Here is a 26,196-nt window from a genome sequence, read left to right on the forward strand (position 1 = left end):
AAGTTTCTAAGTCAAGAGATCCTATGTGCGGGAGAGAACTCTCCAGCGGAGAGGGTGTTGGCGGAAGCTATGTGGCGGGAACTGTGCGGCAGGAGTGATAGGGGCGGCCGCAATGACAGGGTGGCAGCCGCGCGGCCGAGTATCTTAGCGGCGGCTGCGGCGTCCACTACCGCGGCGGCTAGCGTTCCTTTTCTTCTTCTCTTCCTTCAGCTGCGGCAAATCCGGTGCGATAGTGCGCAACGCTTCCTCGAAGGCCCCGGCCGTGTCACGTGCAGCACTTCCCGGCCAATGATGAACCGCATAAGCGGCCCCCTGAATCTGCTGCCAGTTCGGGGTCTCCGGGATCGGAGGCTGAACCAAGCCTTCGCCGAACATTACGGACAGCTCGTTCAAACGGAACGCATGCTCCGAGGAGTCACGGCGGTAACGGTTCGCGATCACACCGTAGGTGTCGATCGTGGTGTGGAACTCGTCACGGAACAGCTTCAGTGCACGTAGTGCGCGCTCGGTGCCCGCAACAGAGAACAGCGCCGGTTCGGCCACCAAGAGCACACCATCGGAGGTGTACCACGCCATCCGGGTCAACCCGGACAGTGAAGGTGGGCAGTCAATCAACACGAGGTCATAATGTTTTTCCGCGCCCTCGAGTACACGCTGAAGACGCTTCAGATCGCGCGTGCGGATGTCTGGGCGGTCATAGTAGCCGGTCATCGCAGACCCTGGCAGAACATCCAAAACCGCGTTCGGGTTGCCGTTGGCTTGCTCGCGCGCGGTCCACGCGGAAGGTGCGGGATCCGAATCGATCGAAGCCTTCCTCGGGGACTTCAACAGCTCACCGATCGGTTCCGTCGCGTTGGGCGAAACACCCAAACCAGTCGATGCGTCCGCGTGAGGATCAAGATCAACAACCAGGGTACGAACTCCAGCGGCGAGAGCGGCAGAAGCCAAACCCAAGGTGACGGAGGTCTTACCGACGCCTCCCTTCAGCGAAGACACGCTGATGATCTGCACAAGCAAACACATCCTTGATGAGACGGAACCATGAAGCACGCAGTTATGTTGCGCTCACTAGGCTACCGCCACGATGTATTCGAGCCGGGCAACCGCAGGGAAACCCTACAGATCCACGCCAGCCTGTATGCGCAACACACTGTTCACATCATATCTAATAGGGTTCTAAGCCTCGGGTTGATTCCCGCTGTGTTCCGGAAGGTTTTTTCGATCCGTTGTGTTCGGTGGCGAAGCTCGTTGCATCGCCGGTGTCCGCACCCCGTGGCAGGGCACGGGGTAGGGCCCCGGGATAGGGCACGGAACCGAGGCTGGCCCCGTAACATCGAGCGCTTATGTGAGCCCGAGCCAGGATATTTCAGGAATCTATATAAGATGTTGCCATCTGGATATATGTCCACGGACGCTACCTCTCCAGGACAGATAGGTTTTCATCGAGCAAGACGGCTGCACCAGTGTGGCCTAGATACAAGGAGGCTTGGCTGTGAAGCAGAAAAGCAAAGTGTTGGTCGCTAATCGTGGTGAGATCGCGATCCGCGCGTTCCGAGCCGCCGTTGAACTAGGGATGGACACCGTAGCCGTATATCCGTGGGAAGACCGCAAATCCATTCACCGGCAGAAAGCCGATGAGGCCTACCGCATCGGCGAAGAAGGCCGCCCGTTGCGTGCCTACCTCGATGTTGAAGAGATCATCCGAGTAGCGAAGTCCTCCGGAGCGGACTTTATTTACCCAGGTTACGGGTTCTTGTCCGAGAACCCGGACCTTGCTCGCCGCGCTGCCGAAGAAGGTTTGACCTTCGTAGGGCCGCCAGCCGAAGTTCTTGAACTTGCCGGCAACAAAGTCGCTGCGATCAACGCCGCCAAGCAAGCCGGCATCCCAACCCTCGCCTCGACCGACCCGTCAGAAGACATCGACCACCTACTCAGCCAGGCCGAGACAATCGGCTTCCCGATCTTCGTCAAAGCCGTCGCGGGCGGCGGTGGCCGCGGCATGCGTCGCGTTGAGAAAATCGAAGACCTCCGTGACGCCCTCGAAGCCGCATCGAACGAAGCCGCAACCGCGTTTGGTGACGGCAACGTCTACCTCGAACAGGCTGTGCTGAAGCCCCGCCACATCGAAGTCCAAATCCTTGCCGACGGTGAAGGCAACACGATTCACCTCTACGAACGTGACTGCTCGGTTCAGCGCCGCCACCAAAAGGTTGTTGAAGTAGCTCCGGCGCGAGACCTCGACCCAAAGGTGCGCGAATCGATTCTCAAAGACGCCGTGAAGTTCGCGAAGGCCGTGGGCTACCGCAACGCGGGAACCGTCGAATTCCTGCTCGACACCGAAGGCGAACGCGCCAACGAATACGTGTTCATCGAGATGAACCCACGCATTCAGGTTGAACACACCATCACCGAAGAAATCACCGACGTCGACCTCGTCGCCGCTCAGCTGCGCATCGCGATGGGGCAGACCCTCGCCGACCTCGGCTTGAGCCAAGACACGATCCAGCCGCGCGGTGCCGCGGTGCAGTGCCGCATCACCACCGAAGACCCAGCCCAAGGCTTCCGCCCCGACGTAGGAACCATCGCCGCATACCGTTCCGCAGGCGGTACCGGTGTACGCCTCGATGGCGGCACCATCTATGCGGGCGCCGAAATCTCGCCACACTTCGACTCACTGCTCGTGAAACTATCGACCCGCGGGGCGACCTACGACATCGCGATCCGTCGCGCCCTCCGCGCACTCGACGAATTCCGCATCCGCGGCGTGGCGACCAACATCCCGTTCATCAAAAACGTGCTGAGCCACCCCGAATTCCAGGCCGGGCCTGTCGCAACCGACTTCCTCGACAGCCACCCAGACCTGACCGACATTCAGCCAAGCCGCGACCGCGGAACCAAAGCGCTGGCCTACCTCGCAGACGTCACCGTGAACCAGCCCCACGGTCCACGCCCCGACATCATCAACCCCGCACTCAAACTACCCGCCTACCCGGGCCACACCCTCAATGACCCGGAAGCATCCCCATTCGACACCGCCAGCGGTCCAGCACCAGCCGACGGTTGGAAACAAGTGCTCGATGAGCAAGGCCCTGAAGGTTTCGCTCAGGCCCTACGCGCGCACACAGGCCTAGCCGTAACAGACACGACCTTCCGCGACGCACACCAGTCGCTGTTGGCAACCCGCGTACGCACCCGCGACCTGCTCGCCGCAGCACCCGCGGTAGCCCACACCCTCCCACAACTACTCTCGATCGAAGCGTGGGGCGGGGCAACCTACGACGTCGCGTTGCGCTTCCTGGGTGAAGATCCCTGGAAACGCCTCGAACTCCTCCGCGCCGCAGTACCGAACATTCCAATCCAGATGCTGCTGCGCGGCCGCAACACGGTCGGCTACACCCCATACCCGCAAGAAGTCACTGAAGCGTTCGTCGAACAAGCCGCGAAAGCCGGCGTGGACATCTTCCGCATCTTCGACGCCCTCAACGACATCGACCAAATCACCCCGGCCATCGCCGCTGTACGCAAAACCGGGACCGCCGTGGCAGAAGCCGCACTCTGCTACACCGGCAACCTGCTCGACCCTGAAGAGAAGCTCTACACGCTCGAGTACTACCTCGAACTCGCCCAAAAAATGGTCGACGCCGGCGCGCACATCCTCGCAATCAAAGACATGGCAGGCCTACTGCGCCCAGCCGCAGCAACCCGACTCGTGACAGCACTACGGGAACGCTTCGACCTACCAGTCCACCTCCACACCCACGACACCGCAGGCGGTCAACTAGCAACCCTGCTCGCTGCCGCACAAGCCGGCGTCGACGCCGTGGACGTCGCATCCGCGGCGATGGCAGGCACCACATCCCAGCCATCCATGTCCGCGCTCATCGCCGCAACCGACAACACCGACCACGAAACCGGGCTGTCCATGACCGCGGCATCCGACCTTGAACCATACTGGGAGGCACTACGCCAGGTCTATGCACCATTCGAATCCGGACTCAGCTCACCAACCGGGCGAGTCTACCGCCACGAAATCCCCGGCGGACAACTCTCCAACCTCAGGCAACAAGCGATCTCACTGGGGCTGGCTGACCGGTTCGAAAAAATCGAAGAAGCCTACGCGGCAGTTGACAAGATCCTCGGCCACCTCATCAAGGTCACCCCATCCTCCAAGGTTGTGGGCGACCTCGCGCTCGCGCTCGTAGGCGCCAACGTCGACCCAGCCGATTTCGAGCAAGACCCAACACTGATCGACCTGCCAGCATCCGTGGTCGGATTCCTCTCCGGAGAACTCGGGACACCAGCAGGAGGCTGGCCAGAACCATTCCGCAGCAAAGCGCTCGCCGCGGGTGCGAAAGACGTCTCCGTGGTGCCGCTGGATGCTGAGGATGCCGAAGCCCTCAAAGGCGAGGATGAGACCGTTCGGGAGACCCTCAACCGTTTGCTCTTCCCCGCGCCAACCAAGGAATTCAAGCAGAAGCAAGAAGAGTTCGGCGACCTCTCCGTGCTCGAAACCCGCGACTGGCTCTATGGCCCGGAACGCGGCGAAGAATCACTCATCCCGCTTGAAGAAGGTGTGCGCCTGCTGGCAAGCATCGAAGCGATCTCGCCAGCCGATGAACACGGCATGCGGACCGTTCACTGCCGACTCAACGGCCAATCACGCAACATTCAAGTTCGTGACCGCTCGGTTGAGGCTCGGGCCGAACAAGCCGAAAAGGCCGACCCCGACAACCCGGCGCACGTGGCCGCACCATTCGCAGGTGCAGTCACCGTTCGCGTCAAACCAGGCGATACCGTGGACCGCGGCGGCCGCGTAGCAACCATCGAAGCAATGAAGATGGAAGCTGCGATCACCTCACCGACCGGTGGGGTAGTCCGCCGCGTACTGATCGACGGGACCGGGCAAGTCAACGGCGGCGACCTCATCGTCGAATTCGAACGCGACTAAACACCCAACGCTGTGGCGCAGCCTCGGCCCTAGGAAAGGGACCGAGGCTGCGCCACAGTAGCGGCCCGCATGCGAACATGACTGGCCCTCCATGCGAAGATGAAGGCATGACTCATTACGATTTGGTGATCGTCGGTTCCGGCTCAGGTAACTCGCTTGTGACCCCGTTCTGGGACAACAAGAAAGTTGCCATCATCGACGGCGGGGTCTTCGGGGGAACCTGCCTCAACAAAGGATGCATCCCCACGAAAATGTTCGTGGTGCCCTCAACACTGGCCGCCGAAACCGAACACCTCCGTAAGCTCGGCATCGACATGCACGTCGACGCCGTGCACTGGGCGAAAATCCGTGACCGGATCTTCGGCCGCATCGACCCGATCTCAGAAGCCGGTCGTAAATACCGTGCCGAAGAGCTTGAGAACGTGGACCTCTACGAGGAGAACGCTCGCCTCGTGAACCCGCACAAACTCGTGACCGATTCCGGCAAAAAGATCAGCGCAGACCACGTGGTGCTCGCCAACGGCTCCCGCCCCTCACTACCATCGGTGCGCGGCATGGACCTCAAAGGTGTACACACCTCGGATACGATCATGCACATCGAACGCCTCCCACGCACCATGGTGATCGTCGGAGGCGGGGTCATTGCCGCGGAGTTCGCCGCGATCTTCCACGGGCTGGGCGTTGAAGTCACCCAAGTGGTGCGCGGCGAACAACTACTCAAACACTTCGATGACGAAATCGCCGACGCCTTCACACAGGTCGCCCTACGGCGCTGGGACATCCACCGCGGCTGGGACATCAAACGCATCGGCGTGGGCGGAGATGCCGAACTCGCCGCAGAATTCACCCGCGGCGATGAAAAACTCACCCTCAACGCAGACATCGTGCTCATGGCCACCGGCCGCGTCCCGAACTCTGACACGATTGACGCTCACGCCGCAGGACTCGACACCGATGAATCAGGGTTCATCCAAACCGACGAATACATGCGGGTGCTCTCTAACGGTAAACCGCTAGAAGGCGTGTGGGCGCTTGGCGACGTCACCAACCACGCCATGCTCAAACACGTCGCTAACCGCGAAGCCCGCGTGGTCTCCCACAACATGGAAAACCCGAAACAGCTGCGTGCAGTAGACCACAGCGTCATCGCCTCCGCAGTGTTTTCCAACCCGCAGGTTGCCTCCGCAGGTCTCACTGAGGCTCAAGCGATCCGTGCCGCGGAAGACCAAGGCCGCGACGCCAACGACGTCATCGCCTACACCCAGCGTTACGGGGACGTCGCCTACGGGTGGGCACTCGAAGATGAGGAAGGCCTCGTGAAACTCATCGCCGAGAAATCAACGGGCAAGATCCTCGGTGCTTTCATCATGGGGGAGCAGGCACCAACACTGATCCAGCCGCTCATCCAAGCGATGACGCTGGGAACCGACGCATACACGATGGCGCGGGCACCCTACTGGATCCACCCGGCACTGACCGAAGTAGTCGAAAACGCGCTCCTAGGGTTGGAAACCCAGCCGCCAAAGAACCCGCCGCTATAAGACGCAGAGGCCTTAGTGGGGCCCTGCCCAGGCCTTCACTAAGGTTTGTAGAGTTTCTCGACCTCATCCTGGAAGTCCTTCAACACAATCTGCCGGCGGATCTTCAGGCTCGGCGTCAAATGCCCTGTCTCTTCGGTCAGGTCAGTCGTCAAAACCCGGAACTTACGGATCGACTCAGCACGCGAAACCGTGTCGTTCGCCGAATCGATACCTTCCTGGATGTCCGCGAGAAGATCCTTATTCTCTACAAGGTCCTCAATCTTGGTGTCGGAAGGGAGGTTATGGCGTTCGATCCAGCCTGGCAGCGCTTCCTCATCAACCGTGACTAGCGCGCCAACATACGGGCGGCCCTCACCAACCACAACACACTGAGAAACGATCGGCACACTACGGACGCGGTCCTCCATGAGGCCCGGAGCTACGTTCTTACCGGAGGCCGTCACCAGGATCTCTTTCTTACGGCCCGTGATGGTGAGGAAGCCGTCCTCATCGATCGTGCCCAGGTCACCCGTGGCGTACCAACCATCAACGAAAGCGTCCTCCGTAAGGTCTTCACGGTTGTAGTAGCCCTTGAAAACACACACGCCCTTGACGAGGATCTCGCCGTCCTCGCCGAGTTTGATCTCATTGCCCGGGACCGGGCGGCCGACAGTGCCGATCTTGATCTTCTCGGGAGTGTTCACCGTGACAGGCGCCGCCGTCTCAGTAGCTCCGAAGCCCTCCAGCACGGTGAGGCCAATACCGTTGAAGAAGTGGCCCAAACGTTCACCCAGTGCACTACCGCCAGAGACCGCATGAGTCACCTTGCCGCCCATCGCGGCACGCAGCTTCTTATAGACCAGCACATCGAAAATCTTGTGCTTCACGCGGGTGCTCAGCGAAACCTTACCCTCAAGGGACTGACGCGAATACTCTTCAGCGACTTTCGCGGCACGCGCGAAAATTTTGCCCTTGCCGCCATCTTCAGCCTTTTGTTGCGCCCCGTTGAAAACTTTCTCAAACACGCGAGGAACAACGAGCAAGAACGTCGGCTTGAACGAATCCAGCGCCGGCAATAGGTTCTTCAAATCCGAGGTATGGCCGGTGCGTGTGCCACCGCCGACCGCCATCAACGCGATGAAGCGGGCGAAAACGTGAGCCAACGGCAAAAACAGGATCGTGGACGCGTCCGGGGTGATAACGCCGGGAACCGCTGCGGCCGCGTTGTCTGAAAGGTCCACAAAGTTCGCGTGCGTGAGTTCGCAACCCTTCGGTTTCCCCGTTGTGCCCGAGGTGTAGATGATCGTGGCGATGTCCGTCTTCTTCCGCGGAGCTTCCTGCTGAGCGCGCTGCTCCTCTGAGACGTTCTCGCCGGCAGCGCGCAGCTTATCCAACCCGTCCTCGTCGATCACCAACGTCGCTGAGATCTCAGAAAGCGACTCGGAATCCTTAGCGCGCTTAACAGCCTGGGCATGCCTGGAATTCTCAACGACAACGATCTGCGAGCCAGAATCCTTCAAAATCCAGGCGACCTGGCTAGGGGAGGAGGTCTCATAGATAGGAACCGAAATACCGCCGGCATACGCGATAGCGAAATCGACCAGGCTCCACTCATAACGCGTTGCTGACATCAACGCGACCCGGTCTCCGGGCTTCACGCCGTAATGCATCAATCCGCGTGCGATGAGCTTGGCATCCGCTGCGAAATCTCTAGCGGAAACATCAACCCAACCGTCGCTACCGTCCGGTTTAGAGAACAATGCAATATCGCCATTCTTCTCTAAATGACGGTCGACCAGGTGAACCAACGTAGCGTCTTCTGGGTTCACAACCTCGGCCGGAACAGAAACGGTTTCCACAAGCAAACTCCTGACTATCGCGTGCGGGACGAGCCACACCACCTCAAATGTGATGTGCATCACTTTGGCTACCTACTATTTTATGCCATTGCCCCTACCCATGCGTAACCAGGTGTCTCTTAGATCGCTAAACACGCGCCCCGTCATCCCATGGATCACGAGGATGCCGCGGCAACGTCCAGCCCAAATACAACAAGGCACCCAGTTCACCGGCGATGAAAACCCACCACATGAAAGGCGCGATACTCACCTTGAACATGACCAGCAGGAGTATTACAAGCGGCAAGGCCACCACAACGGACCACGCCAGAACCCTGTCTGGACGTCCAGAGAAAATCGACGGCGGATCTTCAGGAACATAATCAGTGTCCTCACCCCACCCAGCGGCATCCTCTATCGGAGACCAATCCCGCGGACCTGCAAGGTGAGCACCGGAGCCGGCAGAATGAACAGCGGAGCTAGGTTCGGAGGGAGGCTCAGCCGTGGAATCAGCGTCAGCCTTTGTGATGGGATAGAACGGCTGAGAGGCGAAGAAATCCTCGAGCTCCTCCGCCTTCCGCTGTGCCTGCGCCTCAGCATCTGTTACGCCCGGGTCCATGGCCTCGAGGCGAGCTACAAGATCAGCCCACTCCGCATCGTCATCACGGCGTTCCTTCACCGCAACTCACACACCCTTCGCGGTATTCGCTACTGCATCATGCTTGCCGCCAGAATTGTGCTTGCCGCCAGAAGCACGCAAACGCTGAGCGATCTCATCAACCTCATCTCGGGACGTCGAGAAGATCAGCGGGGCATCCTCATCCAACGTAGCTACGTGATAGCTGTTGCGGAGTTCAACGTAACGCACCTGATCACGCACACGAGACTGAAGGTCACGGTAGAAAACCCTCACCGACGAATCCGGAATAATATGATCCACGGTGGAACGGAACAACGTGATCGGGGCATCCACCCCAGGCAACATGCGACGGGTGCGGGCCACCAAACGCGTCATCTGATCCACCGCGGTAACAGGCACCCGTTCATAAGCGGTCTCAGAAACTCCCTCTTTGCGGACGTCACCCCCGATTGAGCCAACCGTAGGCAAAAACCTCTTCATGACGCCCGCAAACGAAGCCATAGATGGATACGTGAACGCAGGGTTCACAAAAAACAAGTGATCCGGGCGGCGCACCGCACCCAGATAGGCCGTCAACGTCCCGCCCATCGACAAGCCGCCTACCGCAACGGAATCGCACTCAGCGGCCAAAGCATCGTAAGCGCTCTCCACCGCCTGGCACCAATCATCCGCGGTCACCGACTCAAGATCCTGCCAGCGCGTACCGTGGCCGGGAAGGAGGGGCATAGAAACAGTGTGCCCAGCATCATGAAGGGTCTTGCCCCAATCGCCCAAGCATGCCGGATTAGACGTGAACCCATGAATCAACAGAACACCCACACCGCTCGTACCGGCAACGAACTGCCCCCGCGCAACGCCGTTGTGCCCCTGCGCAACGCCGCGGCTCTGGGTGGCATCGTGACCGTGGACAGCGCCGTGATCGTGCGTGGCATCGTGACCCTGGACAGCGCCGTGATTCTGAGTCCCCATCAATGGCCCTTTCTGGAAAATGCATCGGACATGAGTGGCTAGTGGACACACTACCGGCGTGCCCTAGGCGTTGACTGTATTACGCCTAGAACGCAAGACTTTATGCCCGCACCACTCGGCTCCGTAGACTAGAGAAATGCAGACAAACGCCACATTCCCTGACGCTGGATCCCAAACAGGCCCGGCCGCTAACCCGGCCCTGGACCGGTGGCGTTCGCTACCGATCAAACAGCAACCAGACTGGGCGGGCACCGAAACCCACGCACGTGCCGTTGCTGAACTCGGAAATAAGCCGCCGCTGGTCTTCGCAGGCGAAGTCGATGCGCTACGCGACCAACTGGCGCGAGCAACCCGCGGCGAAATGTTCGTGTTGCAAGGCGGGGACTGTGCCGAAACATTCGCCGGCGCAACCGCAGACAAAATCCAAGCCCGCGTCAAAACCATCCTGCAGATGGCCGTGGTCCTCACCTATGGTGCGCAAATGCCGGTACTGAAGATGGGGCGCATGGCAGGCCAATTCGCTAAACCACGCTCATCTTCGACCGAAACCCGCGACGGGGTGACCCTGCCAACCTTTCGGGGCGAGATCGTCAACGGTTTCGAATTCACTGAAGAAGCACGCAAACCAGACCCGATGCGCATGGTGACGGCCTACAACACTGCAGCCGCTACCCTCAACCTGATCCGCGCGTTCACACAAGGCGGTTTCGCTGACCTACGTTCAGTGCATTCCTGGAACCGTGGCTTCATGACCAACCCCGCCTACCAGGAATACGAAGAACTCGCCGCAGAAATCGACCGTGCCGTGCGTTTCATGGATGCATGCGGAGCCGATTTCGAAGCGCTACGGCGCACAGACTTCTACGCGGCACACGAAGCGCTCCTACTGGACTACGAACGCGCGCTGACCCGCACCGATTCCCGTACCGGCAACCCATACGCGACCAGCGCCCACTTCCTGTGGATCGGTGAACGCACCCGCGAGATCGACGGCGCGCACGTCGATTTCCTCTCACACGTTGAAAACCCGCTCGGAGTCAAACTTGGCCCCACCTCCACAGGGGAGGACGCGCTACGTTTGATCGAGAAACTCAACCCCAAGCGCATCCCAGGCCGCTTGACGTTCATCACCCGCATGGGGGCCACCAACATCCGCGAAAAGCTCCCACCCATCGTGGAAGCGGTCAAGAACGCTGGCGAAGACGTTTTGTGGATCACCGACCCGATGCACGGCAACACCGTGACCAGCTCCAACGGCTACAAGACCCGCCGCGTGGAAGACGTTATGGACGAAGTCAAGGGTTTCTTCGAAGTGCACCAGTCGCTCGGGACCGTGCCAGGCGGTCTCCACATCGAAATGACTGGCGATGACGTAGCTGAATGCCTCGGCGGGGCAGACCCGATCCGGGAAGACCAGTTCGATGACCTCTACGAAACCGTATGTGATCCACGCTTGAACCATTCGCAATCCCTTGAACTAGCGTTCCAGGTAGCCAATGGCCTAGCGCACCGTTAACCCGTAGCCGTAGAACCGAACAACACGAGCCGAACACGAGCCGAACACGCAAGCTGAGCTCACAAGAGGGGCAGAGGAAGGGAACCATGAGCGAGAAGAACACCGAGACCGGTCTCACAACCGGCCCGTACGCCCTGTTTGATCGCGATGAGGACCGTAACGACCTCATCAGCGGGTTCTGGCGGGCTGACTACGCCCCCAACACGCTACCGGAGAGACTCGTGCTTGCTTTCCTGGGGCCCACCGTGGACGAGTTCGCGCACGAACGCGGCTGGGAATGCCGGGTTGAGCTGGATTCGATCACCCGCGACTACCCGTACTGGGTCACCGAACACAACGGGGTAGAAGTCGGCGTAGTGTTAGCTCCGCTGGGGGCATCCGCGGCAACACAGAACCTCGAATTCGGTGTGGCGCTAGGCGCTAACAAAATCATTGCAGTGGGTAGCTGCGGGGCGCTCGACACTCAAGAAGAGAACGTGTTCTTCATCCCGGAGCGTGCGCTGCGCGACGAGGGAACGAGCTTCAAATACTTGCCAGCTGAAGACTGGATTGACCTCGATGCCGCCGGCATTGAAGCTGTTGAGGCGGCACTTGCGGCTCAGAACCGTGCCGGGGAACGGGTCACCGTATGGACCACCGACGGGTTCCTGCGTGAAACTCCGGCGATCATCGAACGCCGCCGAGCAGCCGGATGCGACGTCGTGGACATGGAATGCTCAGCGCTCGCGGCAGTATCCCGCTTCCGCGGCGCAACCTACGGACAGTTGCTCTACACGGCTGACTCGCTCGCCGACCTCGACCAGCACGACCCACGCGGCTGGGGGAAAGCCTCCCGCGGCATCGCACTCGACCTCGCCATCGAGGCCGCAACCCGGCTGTAAGTCAGTAGCCGGCGCCGGTCTTCAACGGCTGAGGGGCAAGACAGCTGAGGGCAAGACGGCGCCGGTCTTAGACAGAGCGAGGGCTAGACGACGCCGATCACAACGGTTGAGCCGCGCTTGAGCATCTCGCCGGCCCGGGGGCGCTGCTGCACCACGTTATCGAGGACTGTACCGAAGGAACCTTCCTCAACGGACACTTCGAATCCGGCGTCTTCGAGGATCTGCCGGGCTTCGTCCGTGCTCTTGAACCTCACATTCGGGACCTCTACCAGGTCAGGGCCCTTCGAGACGACCATCTCGATTTCGCTACCTCGTTCCACTTTCTCGCCACCATTAGGGGAGGTGCGGATTACCGCACCTTCCTCGTAGGTGTCAGAGAACTCCGCTTCACCGACCACCACAGTGAAACCTGCGGCTTCGAGGAGATCTTTCGCATCGGACTCGTTGCGGCCCTGCACACGCGGGATCTCGACAGGGGCAGGGCCGGACGACACCACCACATCGACCTTTGAGGCTTCCGCGATGCTTGAGCCGAACTCCTCAGATTGTTCAATGATCTTGCCGGCTTTGGCTTCGTTGTGGCGTTCGGTCACCTTACCGAGCTTGAGATTGGCTTCCTCCAGCTGAGCTTGTGCAGCTTTACGGTCCAGACCGTTGAGGTTCGGGACGCTCACCATCCTCGGTCCGCGCGAAATCACCAGGTTCACTCCCTGGTACCGGCGGACCGACTCACCGGCTTTTGGGTCAGTAGCTATGACCTTGCCTTTCGCGACCGTGGCCGAGTAGTCCTCGCTCGTGTTCGCGTGGGTCCCGACTTCGTCAAGCTGGGATACCGCACTGGCTTCCGTCTGGTTCCTCAGATCAGGCACCACTACTTCAGCGCCCGGTCCGGAACCGAACCACCACGCACCCAGGCCGGCACCCAAGACCAAAATGAAGACGATGAGCGCGATGAACCAAGCCTTCCGTTTGGTTCCCGGCCGGGACACGGATTCAGATGGTTTGCGTGCCGCGCGCCCCGTGCGTGGTCCCGTCTTAACCGCGGAAGCACCCGCACCTGCTACGGAACCGGATTCGTTACTTTCGAAGGAACCCGGCCTGATCTCGTGCGATTGGGTGTCATCAGGCAAACTCAGCTGATGATGCGGGATCCCGCCCTCCGGAACCACAGTCGTATCCGAATCTGGCGGAGGTGGCGTGACAACCGATGTTCCTTCATCGTGCGGAAGCGGAACGTAGGTTGTCGGCGCATCGTTATCCGCCGCATCGTCGTCACTGCTCTGCGCTTGGTGACTGTTCTGCGCTAGGTGCTTAGCTCCAGCGGAGTCCCCGGCGTCAGTCAGTTCGTCTTCGCTCGGGCGGGTGCGGGCCAACAGGTTCTGTGTAGCGACCACCAGATCATGCAGGGTGACCGGTTCATCACCTAAGTCGAGGTCCTCTTCTGAAAGGTGACGCTCCACGTGGCGCAACGCGTTGAGGAAATCCCCGGCGTGGGTCGGGCGTTTATCTGGTTGCTGCTCGGTGGCCCACGCAACCAGATAATCGAAGTCCTCGTTCAGTTCCGGCACTGTGACCGATGGCGCGGGAACCGTCTCGTTGACGTGGCGCATCGCTACATCCCACGCCGTCTCCCCGGTGTAGGGTTGCCGTCCCGTCAAAAGCTCATACAGCAGAATGCCGCACGCATAAATGTCGGTGCGTTCATCTGCGCCGCGCCCGGTCACCAACTCGGGGGAGACATAAGCGACAGTGCCGACCAGCCCGCCGGTAGCGGTGTGTTCGCTTGCGGCCCGGGAAAGACCGAAATCTGCGAGTTTGATGCGGCCATCCGCTGAGATAAGAACGTTCTCAGGCTTGATGTCACGGTGCACCATGTTCGCTTCATGCGCGGCAGCGAGGCCGGAGAGGATCGCTTCCATGACTTCAAGCGCTGCTCGCGGAGCCATCGCGCCCTGGGTCCGCATGACATCACGCAACGTCACGCCCGGAACATACTCCATGACGAGGTAGGCTTCGGAACCGTCAACCCCTTGGTCATAGACATTGACAACGTTGGGGTCACTCAACCGCGCTGCCGCGATCGCTTCCGCCTCGAAGCGTTCAACGGATTCCTTGGTTTCGGCAAGGTGCGGATGCAAAACCTTCAACGCGACCTGGCGGCGCAGCTTCAAATCCGTACCCAAATACACCGTGGACATGCCCCCGCGCGCAACTCGGCGCTCGATGCGATAACGATCATCGAGCACTTCGCCAACTAATACGTCGCGGCGTCCTGGCATAGTCACACCTCGATCTTAGGGGAAAGCAGAGCAGAAACCATTCAAGCGCACCCTCATGGGGAGTCACACCTCGAACTATACGAGCCGTATTACCCCGGGGTATACGACCAAGGGATGAGCCGCGCAGAGATAGTTGCAACTCTTGATTGGTTGCGGCGCTGGGCGGGATGCGCTGGGCTGGATGCGGTGGCGGGTTTGAAGTTGGGGTGCTTGAAAATGTGTTGCGTTAAACATGAGGGCGTCCGGTGTTTAGTCCGGACGCCCACATGGGTATGAATATTGAGTGTTTAGGATGCGCGGCGGGCGCGTGCGGCGCGGCGCTTCATTGCGCGGCGTTCGTCTTCGCTGAGCCCGCCCCACACACCGGCGTCCTGGCCGGTCTCCATTGCCCACGAGAGGCATTGTTCGATGACCGAGCAGGTGCGGCACACGCTCTTCGCTTCTTCGATCTGCAGGAGTGCAGGACCTGTGTTGCCGACTGGGAAAAAGAGGTCAGGGTCTTTTTCCAGGCAAGCGGCTTTATCGCGCCAACTCATGCGGTGAATGCTCCTTGGTTGCTGTGGCGACAGCCCACGATGCTCCGCGGGATCGCCGTGTTGTTGCGTCAGTGTCGCAACATGTTCGTTGTGCCTGCGGTCTTCATATCGGTAGTGCAGGCTGTTCGTTTTGTTTACATCGATGCTGGAGAAACAAGACGGCCCACATGACGTGGGCCGGTGCGTCTACAACATCAGGTACTGACATCAATTTTCCCACGGGGTTGGTAGCTAAACAAGGGTGAATGCTACTTGAAAGTCACTAATTGGTATGGCGTTGATCACCGTTTGTGCACTAAGAGCTGAGATTCTGTTGGCCTTCGTTATCCATCCGTACACGTTCGAAATGTATATGTGGAAGACGGTTTCCCGTGCGAGGTTCGATGGGTGCACGTTCTCAGACCTAGAATGTTGGGCATGATGACTCAGCCTTCCCAGCCCGCCAAACGCTCCAAGCAGGCAGATTCTTCTCAGCAGGCGCACTCTTCCAACCAGGCGGAGCCTCGTGAGGTTCGCATGGTTGCTCCTGCATCTGTCAAAGTGACTGTGGCGATGCTTGGGCTGGAGGTCTTGGGGGTCGCGGCCGCTTTGATCATGTCGATCGTCAACCTCAATCAGCCGGGCCCGTTGAATATGCCGGGTCGCATCTTCATGTTGGTTCTGATTGCCGCGGCCGGTGCGGGTTTGTTAGTGACAGCGGTTCAGCATTACTTAGGTAAAGCGTTCACCCGCGCGATCATCGTGGTGTGGCAGCTGTTCCAGATCATCATTGGTGCCCAAGCGCTCGCCGGTGGCGGAGCGATGTTCGGCGGCGGTATCTGGTTGGGGCTTGCGATGGTGGTCACGGCCGCGGTTGCGTTGGTCATGGTTTTCTCCCCGGCCACGCGTTTGTACCTTTCCATCGACGACGTGCCACGCTGAAACCTGCGAACACGGTTGGTGGGCGTCCGCTGTGTTCTAGCTGGTTCCTGCTCATCTTTTACGGCACAGGTGAGCCCGTTACGGCACGTGTGAGGCGATGGCCCTGTAGGTTGCTTGATTGATGTTGACCAGCACGTGGCCGGGCTGCGTTGTGGTGGCCAGGGGTGGATTCCACCCGAGAGGCTCGTAGTCGCTGCCGTTCAACGGTGGGATAGCGATGGTGTGGGTACCTAGTGCTGTGTTGCGCCACCAGGGCATGAGGTAGGGCAAACGTGCGGGGGCGCTAGCGCCGAAGATGATGGGTTTGCCGTCCTTGATGCGGCGTTGGCATAGCGAGATGAGGCTGGGGCTGAGCGCTTCAGCGTTGTCGATGACCCAGATTGTTTTTTCTTCCTGATCTTCTTCGGGCTCGTGAGAGGTTGCTTCAGGGTCGATGCGCTCGACCGTATAGCCGCTGCACCATGCATTGATGAGCGTGTTGCGTGCACGGTCATCAGCGCCGATCACTAGCCCGGCTGGTCTGGCTTGCACGAGCACGGGAGTCTGCGAGGGAATTAGGGTGATATGCAGCGATGGGGCTGATCTTTCTAGGGTGGGCTGGGTAAGACCGCCGAGCGTGACGGTGTGCGGGGTGCGGTTCTCATCCCAGCGGTGGGGGTTATCCGCCAGTTGTGGTTCTGTGTCAGCGGTTGGCAGTTGAATTGCCAACCCGTCGGCCGGCAGCGAGGCAGAACTGAGCACTCCGCGGCCTGGTAAGGAGGGGACGGGCCGGATGCGGGGCCATATGTGGCGGGCTTCAGCGGGGACTGCGAACGGCAGGTAGATCCGGTGGGTGAGCGTGGTGAAGATCCGTGAGGTCGCGAGATCTCGCCCGCCGTTGATGATGATCCCGATTTCGCCTTTGAGCGCGAGCTCCCGTACCGCGTGCTCCCTGTAGTTTGCTGCGCGCTCGGATGGGTCTGACCACCAGCTGTGTGGCGAGATGATCCAAAGCGTTGGTGGGACACCCGCGTGAGCATCGGCGGTTGCGTTCGGGAAGCGGCCGTTTTTCAGTTCTCGGAGCACCTCTGTTGCGAGGCTGGTCTGGTCGGGACCGACGTAACAGCCCCACGCGTGCTTGGTTGAGCGCAGTAGTCCGAGGCCGTCGAGCACGATGACCGAAGAGGCAGAAGGGCCGCGCCCATTGGTGTTGCCATCAAGAGCAGCGTTAGTAGCAAGGTCAGTCTTGGCAGCAAGATCAGCGTTGGTAGCAAGATCAGTTGCGTTGCCTCCAAGAATGTGGGCGAGGCCTCGGATGACGGTGGCGTCTTCATTGCCATCGGCTCCGCACATCCCGATCGAATACGGCATCGGCGGCGCGAACTCCGTGATTCTCACCTGGGGCGTGTTCATGAGCCCCAGCGGAAGCTCTGCATCCGGCGAGGATCTGGCTGTGAAGAGCTCGTGCGGGCAGACTGTCTCAGGTAAAGGTGGCGGAATGAGGGCGTCGGACAGTTGCTGCGGTGCCCGGGCAAGGATCCGTTCCAGGCGTTGAGCAAGCGTAGGTATCCCTCCGCCGCACACCTCGCGAGCTGAAATATCAGTGACCCGCGGGCCAAGGACACCGACACGTAGCGTGGGTGGCGCGTCGCTGGTGGGCTCCACGAGCCCATGAATCAACGGGCTACCGGAGGAAGAAATAATGACGCTTCCAGGCTCCGAAGCCGGTATCTGCGCGGCGGCGGGAGAATTGATGAGTGACATCGAATCAGCGGCGTCCACAAGCCTGAGGCACAACACGAGCGAAATGTTCGCCTTGATCTCAGGAGTCACGATTCCCTGCGGCCGCTGGGTGGCCAAGACTAAATGCAGACCTAATGCACGCCCGAGCGTGGCTAGACGCATGATGTCGGTCAAGATGCTCGGGTGGTCTTGGGCGAGAATCCTGAACTCGTCAATCATCAGGATCAGCCGGGGCGGGGCATGCTCAAGCTCGGAAATGTCTGCGACTGAGGCCTCGTTCAACAGTTCTTCACGGCGGGTCAGCTCGACCCGCAGAGCCTCCACGATCCGGTAGATCTCACTTCCGTCAAGGTCAGTGACGCACGTTTCGATGTGCGGCAGCGCTTCAAGATCGCTGAAGGTTGCTCCACCTTTGAAATCGACGAGCGCAAGCCGTAGCTCTTCGGGGGAGTAACGGTCAGCCAGCCCGAGCACCCACGAACGTAGAAGTTCTGACTTGCCCGAGCCCGTGGTTCCTGCGATGAGGGCATGCGGCCCGTCCTTGACGATATCAATAACGAGCGGCGCACCGGCCGAGGTTATCCCCAAATCGGTAGCCACACCGTACCTGGCATCAGCGGTTTCGACAGGTGCGTCGCTACTGTGAGGCTCATCGGTACTGTGAGGCTCGCCGCTGCTGTGGGGTGACCCACCGATATCAGGCGTGCCGCCCAGCTGTGCAGCATCACCCTGCTGTGAAGCATCGCTCTGCTGCGAACCACTGTTGTGTTGATAGGTCAGTGCCGCGTGGTCAAGCGCATCAAAGCTGATGGTGTCAGGGCAGAAATCCTGCCGTGTCCCCTCGCTCAGCACCACAGCTTGTGGCCCAGCCGCACTGGACTCAGCGCACGAAATAACCCAATCACCAGGCAACGCGACACCCTCAGAGGCCAGAGAGCTACGCGTTTCAAGCTTCACCGTAACCGCCGACTGCACCGCGCCTGAACCCTGCGCTGCCCCTGAAGGCTGCGCTGCGCTAGGAGAGTGCGTTGCGCTAGGAGAATGCGCGGCGGATGAGGGGAACGCACTGCCTGGCGGGATGAGCAGGCATTCATAAGAGTTCACTGCGCTATCGAAGCGCACGCCATTTATACCCAGTAGACGGGCAGGTAAACGCGAAGAAGCCGGCAACACCATGCCCCACCCCGCAGGTATTCCACGCTCCAAGAAAGACACAACGACCGCGCTCAACACCCCAAGGCAACGCGCAGGCGGCCCGCAGATCGTCACCGTCGCGCCGGGTTGTACATGCACAACCGCCGGCCACACAACAGGCTTGCGCCGCAACCTAGAGGACAGCGCAACACTGCTTGGCTCACCGTTGACCGTCAGCCGAATACGTCGCTCGCGCACACTCCCGATACGCAGGCTAAGTGTCTGCGCGCTCGCCGAAGCCCCTCCGCTCCACGCTGCCGCACCCCTCGCGCCCTGCTGTTGTGAACCGAGATGAGAAGACCTCTGATGCCACGACGCGACAACTCGCGCGGGAGTAGGCGCGTGACGGCGCAGAGTCTCGATGTGCTGCCAGGCTCGCTGCCGTAGCGTGCGGCGATAGCGCCGCCGGTCCGCGATGTTCTGCCCGACCATAAATGATCCGGTCAAAACCCCCAAAGCACCGAAAACCATCATGAACCACGATCCCAACGCGACCCAAAGAACAATCCCAATCCCCAAAGGCGCGATAGCCATCACCAAACCCAGCCACGGGAACCGCGGCGGAGCCTGCATCGAAACATCAAGCCCCTGCGGCAACGGCCCAGAACCACGCTGCCGCCGCACAGCAACCACCAGCCGCAACGTCGTGTCACCAACCGTCACCGTATCCGCATCAGTAACACCGCGAGCACTGCTACCTGAGGAAACGCGCTCGCCGCTGATGGTGACCTCGCCATCGAGTGCTGTGACGGTGATGCCGGTCGGGTCCACTCGTAGCAGTGCGTGTTCGCGGGAGGTAGTGGGGTCGTTGAGCTGGATTCTTCCTGGTCCTCGGCCGATGAGGGATTCGCCGCGGGGTAGTGAGAACACGGTTCCGCTGTCGGGGCCTGAGTCCACGATGAGGTGGAGTGTGTCTCGGTGCCGGTGTGAGGCATTCTTGCTGCGCCCGGTGGTGGTGTTTGTGTCTTCTAGGAGCAAATGTTTCAGATATTGCGCGGCGTCTTTCCGAAGACCCGGAAGCTGAAATACGCGTGGGTTTCGTGGATCGAGCAGCAACATGGTGGGGAACTCCTGGGTGAAATCATTGAATTTCCGTGGTTGAAGACAACGTACTGAAGAACCGGCTGTGGGCTCCCTGTGAGTTGCTCTGGTGTGGATAAGCTCCGTTATCCACATCTTTCTATTTAGTGCTTGCAACCGGTGCGTGTGTGCTTTTAGGGTCAAGATCAAACACTGAGAAAAATTCGCCACAAGAATTCGCTATGAAACTCAGCGAGACAGGATTCGCTGAAAAGAATTCCCTGATTCACATCACATGAGACAACACGCGTGAGGGGTGGAACATGAGTGAGATCGCTTCGATGATCGAACGTGATGTTCGCCAGCAGATGCGCCGGGATGGGGTAGACCCGGTGACTGCTCCAGCACACGTGCGCGCGCTGGTGGCGCAGGCACTTGAAGACTATGACCTGCGCACGCTCACGGAGCCGCTGACCCCGTTGAAGCGTCGTGATGATGTTGAGCGCCGCATCGTTGATTCGCTCATCGGGCTTGGCCCGTTGCAAGTGTTTATGGACGATCCTGAGGTTGAGGAGATCTGGCTTAACGGCCCGGATAGGGTGTTCGTTGCCCGTTCCGGGGTTGCGTCGCTGACCCCGGTCAGGATGACCCAGGACGAGCTACGTTCGCTGGTGGACCGCATGCTGGCTGGAACCAACCGCCGCGTCGATTTGTCCTCCCCGTTCGTTGACGCCGCATTGCCGGACGGCTCCCGGCTTCACATCGCGATCCCTGACATCACGCGTTCAGCATGGATGGTCAACATCCGTAAATTCGTGGCTCAGGCCCATCGTTTGAGCGACATGGTGCGGCTCGGCTCGCTCAGCAACAGCGCGGCAGCGTTTCTGGACGCGTGCGTGCAAGCCGGGCTCAACATCGTGGTGTCCGGGGCAACCGGCGCGGGAAAGACCACGATGCTGAACGCGCTGTCCGCCTCGATCGGGGCGCGGGAACGCGTCATCACTGTAGAGGAAGTCTTCGAACTCAAGGTCCCGTTGCGTGACGTGGTCGGAATGCAGTGCCGCCCAGCCAACCTCGATGGAGTCGGAGAGATCACGCTACGGCGGCTCGTAAAGGAAGCGTTGCGGATGCGGCCAGACCGGATCATGGTCGGGGAAGTGCGAGAGGCTGAGAGTTTCGACTTATTGCTTGCCCTCAATGCAGGCCTGCCTGGGATGGCTACGGTCCACGCGAACTCGGCGCGAGAAGCAATCAGCAAAATGTGTTCCCTGCCTTTGCTTGCCGGTGCCAATATCTCCCAAGAGTTCGTGGTTCCGACCGTGGCATCGACAATGCACGTGGTGGTGCACTGCTACCGCACCCCAGCCGGCGAGCGCGGGGTCGAGGAGATCGTGATGCTCAAAGGTTCGGACGGGCAGGGAGTTATCGAGACTTCCACGATTTTCAAGCGTTCCCGCGGTGAGCTGCTTCCGAACCGTGATGCTGACCCGGCGCACGCTCGTTTCGCGGCCCGCGGGGTCGATCCACGCATGTTTTTGGTGGAGCGGCTATGAGCGCGATTCTTGGGTTGATGCTGGGGCTGGGCCTGTTGCTGATTTGGCAGTCCGGTTTTCCAACGCGTGGTGGGAAGAAGTCCTTAACCTCGGTAAGTAGGTTGCGCCGGACTATGGACCGGGCCGGGTTGCAGCACGTGACCACGGTGACGTTCCTGCTCATTAGTGGTTGCACCGTGGTGGTAGCCACGGGCATCTATCTGTTGGTGACCTCAACTCTCACGGTGTCGCTGGTGCTCGCGGGGATCACCGCGGTCTTGCCGTCGTGGTGGTTGCGGCACAAAGCCGATCAACGTAGTAAGGCTTTGCGGGAGACATGGCCTGATGTCGTGGACCATCTGCGTTCGGCGGTGCGTGCCGGGTTACCGTTGAATGAAGCGCTGGCACAAATGAGTTTCGAGGGGCCGAAAGAGCTTCAGCCAGCGTTTAGGGCCTATGCGGCGGACCTCAAGGTCACCGCCAACATGGAAGAAACGCTCGACCGGCTCGCGCAGCGACTAGCTGACCCTGTGGCTGACCGCATCATCAGCGCAGTCAAACTCACCCGCGAGGTGGGTGGGGCCGATGTCAGCGTCATGCTCACCACGCTATCGGGTTTCTTGCGCACTGATGCGCGCACGCGAGGGGAACTCGAAGCTCGGCAGTCGTGGACAGTCAACGCTGCACGGCTGGCGATCTGCGCGCCGTGGGTCATCCTGTTGGTTCTCTGCCTCGAACCACGCGTAGCGCAGGCGTACTCGACACCAGTCGGGCTCATGGTTCTGCTTGGCGGAGCGCTCGTGGCTGTGGTGAGCTACCGCATTATGATGCGGATTGCGCGCCTACCTGAACCTCAGCGGGTGATCGCTTGAACCTGTTCATTGCTTGCGCCCTGCTCACACTCACCGGCCTAGCCGGCATCGGATTCATCATCGATTTCATATTGCGAGGTAGAACCCTTCCGATCAGCGACAGGATCGCGGCCCAGTTCGGCGCCCGTACGCCCCGGCCATGGAGCTGGGGCGTGCTCAACCCACTGAGATACCTCTCGTCATCAGCCGCACGGGCGGCCCGATACAACAGCGCAACCCGCAACAGCACGTACCCCGCTGGCCCACACATCGCGATGCGGGATCGGAAAATCGCGGCCATGCTCACCGCCGCCGGCCTCGACATCAGCGTGGCCGAACACAAACAACACAGGCTCATTGCCTCACTCGTCATGGCAGGGGCCGCCGGAACCATCTTCATAGCGCTCAGCACCCGGCAAAGCATCCAGCCCATCGCCGCGATCATCGCAGTCATCGCAAGCGCAATCGCCGGCGCCTGGATCGTAGACACCCGCGTCAACCAACGCATCAAACAACGCCGACGAGCCGCGATCGAGCAATGGCCAGAGTTCATTGAACTCGTAGCGCTCGCCGTTGCGGCAGGCGATGGCATGCGTTCAGCAATCGCCCGGGTAGGGAATCAGTTCCCTGGCGTATTGGGGGAGCGGATCCGCGACATGCTGATCCAGATGCGCGTGAACGGAAACGTTGGTGAAGCACTCGTTGAATTCGCGGCAGAACTTGAGAGCACCACGGTCCAACGGTGCGCATCCACCGTGAGTGTTGCGGCGGAGCGCGGAACCCCTCTGGCCGCGGTTTTACGGGATCAAGCCGCAGATGCCCGGGAATCAGCTCGGCGAGACCTTATGGAAACAGCGGGCAAACGTGAGCTCGGGATGCTGTTGCCCGTGGTGTTTGGTGTCTTGCCGCTCTCCGTGGTTTTCGCAGTGTTCCCGGGGCTGAGCCTGCTCACGATGTCTGTATAGAAACGTTGTATTCAGAAGTGAAAGGAATCAATCATGAACAACAAATTCGCTCGTTCACGGGTGGGTTCAGCCGTCACGGCCGCGTTGGTGAAGTTCTCGGCACTCATTGCCGGGGCAGCACCCGATGAGGACCGTGAACGCGGTGACGTTCCAGGCTGGGTTCTGGTGACTCTCATGTCGGCTCTGCTGGTTGCAGCGATCTACGCGGTCGCAGGCCCAGCTTTGATCAAGCTGTTCAACGATGCGATCGGTAAGGTCGGCGGCATGTGATGGTGATGTGTGAGAGCCAAGAGGCGGGCGCTGGAGGCGGCCAAGAGCATCCGGAGCGGGGTTCCTCTGTAGCAGAGACAGCGATGATCATGGGACTCGTCGCGCTCTTATTCGTCGGAATGATCCAGCTCGCGGTGTTCCTGCATTGGCGCAACATGGCGGCAGACGCAGCAACCCACGGGGCGCGCTTTGGCGCGTTCCCGGACCAATCAGCGAGCGCAGGAGCGCAACGAGCTCAAGAACTGCTGGACTCATCACTGCTGCCAGGTATGGGACAAGCCAATGCCGAACTCATCAGCCGAGATTACGGGCCAGCAGTCAAAGTCACCGTTATCGTTCGCGTACCGATCCTAGGGTTCCTGCCCGCGCCGTTCGAATACTCGACCAACGCGGTTGTAACCAAAGCGACGTTCTAATGCCCGCCACAACGCAGAACACAGCGCTTGAATGCAACGAACCCAACGAGACGGCGGCGGGGCAGGATCGGGGTAGCGCGATCATCGAATTCGTTGGTCTAGCGATCTTGCTTGCGATCCCGCTGATGTATCTGATGATCGCAGTCGCGATGGTTCAGGCGGGCAACCTCGCCGCGGTCGCGGCATCCGATCAAGCCGCCCGCATCATGACCAACAACGGTTCCACGCAGGACCAAGATGCTCCTGGGGCGCGTCCGCCTGGAACACGTGCCCAAGCCGAACACGCGATCGCGGATGTCATGCACGGCTACGGCATCAACCCGGACAATGCGCGGCTCACCCTTACATGCTCGGGGCAATGCCCCGGACCAGGCTCACTCATCACTGCACGCGTGGACGTTGACGTTCCGCTACCTTTCCTGCCCGAAGGCGTCCGGGGGATAGTGAAGGCACAGTCTGAGACCTCGATGCTGATAGGAGGAGCCGAATGACCGCCTCGAAAACAGAGGAGGAAGGCCGCATCACCGTCATGGTCGCGGGCCTGCTCGGGCTCCTCATCGCGGTGCTCGCGGTAACCTCAGCTTTGAATCACGTCGCGATCTCTCAACGGAAACTCACCTCGATCGCTGACTCGGTCACAAGCTCCGCAGTCTTGAGCAAATCCCAAGCCAAAGCGATTCAAGAAACCGGCCACCCGGATGTTTCCGCCGCACGCGCCGACATCGAAGCGCAGCTACGGCGCATCCCACTGCCAGACCAACTGGATAACCTGCGGATCGACAACATCGAATTCAAAGGAGAATCGCTCACACTCCACGTGAACATGTCCGCAACCACCAGGATCCCGATTCTTGGCGGCATGCTGCCCGGCACCACCCACGTACACACCCACTCCTTCAGTCGGGTGGAAATGCGTTAACTCAGCCACCGGGGCGATCCGACGCGGGATGGGCCTGAAACCGATACCGTACCGGCCTGAACTTCAGGTGGGCATAGTTGCATGCCGGGTAGACTTGAAAACACTATGTCTTCAACTGATTTTGCCGCCGAGATCCGCGACCTCCGACATACTCTTCACGAGATTGAAGAGGTCTCGGACATAGAGCAGCTTCAAACCGAGATCGAGAGACTCGAAAAAGAAGCCGCTGCACCCGACTTGTGGGATAACCCCGAGGAAGCCCAGAAAGTGACTTCCGCTCTATCCCATAAGCAGGCTGAACTCGGCCGTATCACCGGAATGGGGTCCCGCATCGATGACTTCGAAACCCTCATCGAACTCGCGGAAGAAGAGGGCGAACCGGAGCTGTTAGAAGACGCAGACTCCGAGCTAGCCAAGATCAAAGAAAAACTCTCCGAACTGGAGATCATGACCCTGCTTAACGGGGACTACGATGCCCGCGAAGCAGTCATCACAATCCGCGCTGGAGCAGGAGGTGTGGATGCGGCTGACTTCGCCGAGATGCTGTTGCGCATGTACCTACGGTATGCGGAACGCCGCGGGTGGAAAACCAAAGTCACCGACACCTCCTATGCTGAGGAAGCCGGCTTGAAATCCGCGACCTTCGAAGTCAACGAACCCTACGCGTTCGGAACCTTGTCAGTCGAAGCCGGAACCCACCGGCTCGTACGCATCTCACCATTCGATAACCAAGGCCGCCGCCAAACCTCGTTCGCGGCAGTCGAGGTGATCCCGCTCATCGAAACCACCGACCACATCGAAATCCCGGATAACGAACTCAAAATCGATGTGTTCCGTTCCTCCGGCCCGGGCGGACAGTCCGTCAACACGACCGACTCCGCAGTGCGCATGACCCACATCCCAACCGGGATTGTGGTCTCAATGCAGAACGAAAAATCCCAGATTCAGAACCGTGCCGCCGCACTACGGGTTATGCAATCCCGGTTGCTTCTGCTGAAACAGGAAGAAGAAGCCGCGGAGAAGAAAGCACTCGCGGGCGACGTCAAGGCTTCCTGGGGCGACCAGATGCGTTCCTATGTTTTGCACCCGTACCAGATGGTCAAAGACTTACGCACCAACCACGAGGTCGGCAATACCGGTTCGGTTCTGGACGGCGACATCGATGGGTTCATCGACGCCGGCATCCGTTGGCGTGCAGGCCAACGCAACCAAGACGACGAATAAGCCAGACGACGACTAACCCAGACGAGGACTAGCCC

21 protein-coding genes are annotated in these 26,196 nt (G+C 60.0%); 14 read left to right on the forward strand and 7 right to left on the reverse strand.

The window, feature by feature from the left end; translation table 11 throughout:
- Positions 1-144: 144 nt before the first annotated feature.
- A complete protein-coding gene (locus tag HMPREF3160_RS00305; protein ID WP_083285184.1) occupies positions 145-1,011 on the reverse strand; it encodes a ParA family protein in 867 nt (288 codons plus the stop codon).
- A gap of 481 nt (positions 1,012-1,492) precedes the next feature.
- On the opposite strand from HMPREF3160_RS00305, the gene HMPREF3160_RS00310 reads away from it, so the two are divergent.
- Together HMPREF3160_RS00310 and HMPREF3160_RS00315 are read left to right on the forward strand one after the other, a co-directional pair.
- Positions 1,493-4,948, forward strand: coding sequence for a pyruvate carboxylase (locus HMPREF3160_RS00310; protein ID WP_141739755.1), 3,456 nt, complete (start codon positions 1,493-1,495; stop codon positions 4,946-4,948).
- Positions 4,949-5,055: 107 nt separating this feature from the next.
- The gene (locus HMPREF3160_RS00315) at positions 5,056-6,489 is read left to right on the forward strand and encodes a mycothione reductase (RefSeq protein ID WP_141739756.1); all 1,434 of its coding nucleotides are present in this window, start codon (positions 5,056-5,058) and stop codon (positions 6,487-6,489) included.
- A gap of 38 nt (positions 6,490-6,527) precedes the next feature.
- On the opposite strand, the gene HMPREF3160_RS00320 is transcribed toward HMPREF3160_RS00315, so the two are convergent.
- The 3 genes from HMPREF3160_RS00320 to HMPREF3160_RS00330 all read right to left on the reverse strand — a co-directional run bounded on the left by HMPREF3160_RS00320 (position 6,528) and on the right by HMPREF3160_RS00330 (position 9,765).
- Complete coding sequence (locus HMPREF3160_RS00320; RefSeq protein ID WP_070506385.1) at positions 6,528-8,327, reverse strand: AMP-dependent synthetase/ligase; 1,800 nt, start codon at positions 8,325-8,327, stop codon at positions 6,528-6,530.
- Positions 8,328-8,454: 127 nt separating this feature from the next.
- Complete coding sequence (locus tag HMPREF3160_RS00325; RefSeq protein ID WP_052048665.1) at positions 8,455-8,985, reverse strand: hypothetical protein; 531 nt, start codon at positions 8,983-8,985, stop codon at positions 8,455-8,457.
- Positions 8,986-8,991: 6 nt separating this feature from the next.
- A complete protein-coding gene (locus HMPREF3160_RS00330) occupies positions 8,992-9,765 on the reverse strand; it encodes an alpha/beta hydrolase (RefSeq protein WP_256173712.1) in 774 nt (257 codons plus the stop codon).
- Between HMPREF3160_RS00330 and HMPREF3160_RS10115 the strand changes: the two genes are divergently transcribed.
- From HMPREF3160_RS10115 to HMPREF3160_RS00340, 3 genes are all read left to right on the forward strand, one after another.
- Positions 9,745-9,957, forward strand: coding sequence for a hypothetical protein (locus HMPREF3160_RS10115; RefSeq protein ID WP_256173717.1), 213 nt, complete (start codon positions 9,745-9,747; stop codon positions 9,955-9,957). The two genes, HMPREF3160_RS00330 and HMPREF3160_RS10115, sit on opposite strands and share 21 nt — an antisense overlap.
- Positions 9,958-10,051: 94 nt before the next feature.
- Positions 10,052-11,431: a class II 3-deoxy-7-phosphoheptulonate synthase gene (locus HMPREF3160_RS00335; protein WP_035757569.1), complete on the forward strand. Its 1,380-nt coding sequence runs from the start codon at positions 10,052-10,054 to the stop codon at positions 11,429-11,431.
- A gap of 86 nt (positions 11,432-11,517) precedes the next feature.
- Positions 11,518-12,312 carry a nucleoside phosphorylase gene (locus HMPREF3160_RS00340; protein WP_035757572.1) on the forward strand — a complete coding sequence of 265 codons (795 nt, stop codon included), beginning with the start codon at positions 11,518-11,520 and terminating at the stop codon, positions 12,310-12,312.
- Between the two features lie 83 nt (positions 12,313-12,395).
- Here the strand turns inward: HMPREF3160_RS00340 and HMPREF3160_RS00345 are convergent, their stop codons facing one another.
- Positions 12,396-14,591 carry a Stk1 family PASTA domain-containing Ser/Thr kinase gene (locus HMPREF3160_RS00345; protein ID WP_070506390.1) on the reverse strand — a complete coding sequence of 732 codons (2,196 nt, stop codon included), beginning with the start codon at positions 14,589-14,591 and terminating at the stop codon, positions 12,396-12,398.
- Positions 14,592-14,878: 287 nt separating this feature from the next.
- Positions 14,879-15,127 (reverse strand): WhiB family transcriptional regulator, encoded by a 249-nt coding sequence (locus tag HMPREF3160_RS00350; protein WP_035757578.1) that lies wholly within the window; start codon positions 15,125-15,127, stop codon positions 14,879-14,881.
- Positions 15,128-15,544: 417 nt separating this feature from the next.
- Between HMPREF3160_RS00350 and HMPREF3160_RS00355 the strand changes: the two genes are divergently transcribed.
- A complete protein-coding gene (locus HMPREF3160_RS00355; protein ID WP_035757581.1) occupies positions 15,545-16,048 on the forward strand; it encodes a hypothetical protein in 504 nt (167 codons plus the stop codon).
- A 78-nt stretch (positions 16,049-16,126) separates the two neighbouring features.
- On the opposite strand, the gene HMPREF3160_RS00360 is transcribed toward HMPREF3160_RS00355, so the two are convergent.
- Positions 16,127-19,861 carry an FtsK/SpoIIIE domain-containing protein gene (locus tag HMPREF3160_RS00360; protein WP_176744669.1) on the reverse strand — a complete coding sequence of 1,245 codons (3,735 nt, stop codon included), beginning with the start codon at positions 19,859-19,861 and terminating at the stop codon, positions 16,127-16,129.
- A gap of 446 nt (positions 19,862-20,307) precedes the next feature.
- Here HMPREF3160_RS00360 and HMPREF3160_RS00365 point away from each other — a divergent pair, with 446 nt between their 5' ends.
- The 8 genes from HMPREF3160_RS00365 to prfB all read left to right on the forward strand — a co-directional run bounded on the left by HMPREF3160_RS00365 (position 20,308) and on the right by prfB (position 26,161).
- On the forward strand, positions 20,308-21,537 hold the full coding sequence (locus HMPREF3160_RS00365; RefSeq protein WP_070506395.1) for a TadA family conjugal transfer-associated ATPase: 1,230 nt from the start codon (positions 20,308-20,310) through the stop codon (positions 21,535-21,537).
- Positions 21,534-22,388, forward strand: coding sequence for a type II secretion system F family protein (locus tag HMPREF3160_RS00370; protein ID WP_070506397.1), 855 nt, complete (start codon positions 21,534-21,536; stop codon positions 22,386-22,388). The genes HMPREF3160_RS00365 and HMPREF3160_RS00370 overlap by 4 nt, the downstream gene beginning before the upstream one ends.
- Before the next feature lie 152 nt (positions 22,389-22,540).
- Positions 22,541-23,332 carry a type II secretion system F family protein gene (locus HMPREF3160_RS00375; RefSeq protein WP_141739757.1) on the forward strand — a complete coding sequence of 264 codons (792 nt, stop codon included), beginning with the start codon at positions 22,541-22,543 and terminating at the stop codon, positions 23,330-23,332.
- Between the two features lie 33 nt (positions 23,333-23,365).
- Positions 23,366-23,602 (forward strand): hypothetical protein, encoded by a 237-nt coding sequence (locus HMPREF3160_RS00380; RefSeq protein ID WP_035757590.1) that lies wholly within the window; start codon positions 23,366-23,368, stop codon positions 23,600-23,602.
- A gap of 5 nt (positions 23,603-23,607) precedes the next feature.
- Complete coding sequence (locus HMPREF3160_RS00385; protein WP_070506449.1) at positions 23,608-24,018, forward strand: TadE family protein; 411 nt, start codon at positions 23,608-23,610, stop codon at positions 24,016-24,018.
- Positions 24,018-24,509 (forward strand): hypothetical protein, encoded by a 492-nt coding sequence (locus tag HMPREF3160_RS00390; protein ID WP_052048676.1) that lies wholly within the window; start codon positions 24,018-24,020, stop codon positions 24,507-24,509. The genes HMPREF3160_RS00385 and HMPREF3160_RS00390 overlap by 1 nt, the downstream gene beginning before the upstream one ends.
- Entirely contained in the window at positions 24,506-24,937 is a 432-nt protein-coding gene (locus tag HMPREF3160_RS00395) for a hypothetical protein (protein ID WP_035757592.1), read from the forward strand. The genes HMPREF3160_RS00390 and HMPREF3160_RS00395 overlap by 4 nt, the downstream gene beginning before the upstream one ends.
- Positions 24,938-25,042: 105 nt before the next feature.
- Positions 25,043-26,161 carry a peptide chain release factor 2 gene (prfB, locus tag HMPREF3160_RS00400; RefSeq protein WP_070506400.1) on the forward strand — a complete coding sequence of 373 codons (1,119 nt, stop codon included), beginning with the start codon at positions 25,043-25,045 and terminating at the stop codon, positions 26,159-26,161.
- Positions 26,162-26,196: the final 35 nt, after the last annotated feature.

This window comes from Arthrobacter sp. HMSC06H05, from assembly GCF_001807395.1.
GTDB lineage: Bacteria > Actinomycetota > Actinomycetes > Actinomycetales > Micrococcaceae > Pseudoglutamicibacter > Pseudoglutamicibacter albus.

Coding starts and splice junctions, on each gene's coding strand:
- HMPREF3160_RS00385 (WP_070506449.1), top strand. CDS start 23,608: ATGTGTGAGAGCCAAGAGGCGGGCGCTGGAGGCGGCCAAGAGCATCCG.
- HMPREF3160_RS00395 (WP_035757592.1), top strand. CDS start 24,506: ATGACCGCCTCGAAAACAGAGGAGGAAGGCCGCATCACCGTCATGGTC.
- HMPREF3160_RS00350 (WP_035757578.1), bottom strand. CDS start 15,127: ATGAGTTGGCGCGATAAAGCCGCTTGCCTGGAAAAAGACCCTGACCTC.
- HMPREF3160_RS10115 (WP_256173717.1), top strand. CDS start 9,745: ATGAATCAACAGAACACCCACACCGCTCGTACCGGCAACGAACTGCCC.
- HMPREF3160_RS00345 (WP_070506390.1), bottom strand. CDS start 14,591: ATGCCAGGACGCCGCGACGTATTAGTTGGCGAAGTGCTCGATGATCGT.
- HMPREF3160_RS00340 (WP_035757572.1), top strand. CDS start 11,518: ATGAGCGAGAAGAACACCGAGACCGGTCTCACAACCGGCCCGTACGCC.
- HMPREF3160_RS00365 (WP_070506395.1), top strand. CDS start 20,308: ATGAGTGAGATCGCTTCGATGATCGAACGTGATGTTCGCCAGCAGATG.
- HMPREF3160_RS00335 (WP_035757569.1), top strand. CDS start 10,052: ATGCAGACAAACGCCACATTCCCTGACGCTGGATCCCAAACAGGCCCG.
- HMPREF3160_RS00390 (WP_052048676.1), top strand. CDS start 24,018: ATGCCCGCCACAACGCAGAACACAGCGCTTGAATGCAACGAACCCAAC.
- prfB (WP_070506400.1), top strand. CDS start 25,043: ATGTCTTCAACTGATTTTGCCGCCGAGATCCGCGACCTCCGACATACT.
- HMPREF3160_RS00355 (WP_035757581.1), top strand. CDS start 15,545: ATGATGACTCAGCCTTCCCAGCCCGCCAAACGCTCCAAGCAGGCAGAT.
- HMPREF3160_RS00380 (WP_035757590.1), top strand. CDS start 23,366: ATGAACAACAAATTCGCTCGTTCACGGGTGGGTTCAGCCGTCACGGCC.
- HMPREF3160_RS00370 (WP_070506397.1), top strand. CDS start 21,534: ATGAGCGCGATTCTTGGGTTGATGCTGGGGCTGGGCCTGTTGCTGATT.
- HMPREF3160_RS00315 (WP_141739756.1), top strand. CDS start 5,056: ATGACTCATTACGATTTGGTGATCGTCGGTTCCGGCTCAGGTAACTCG.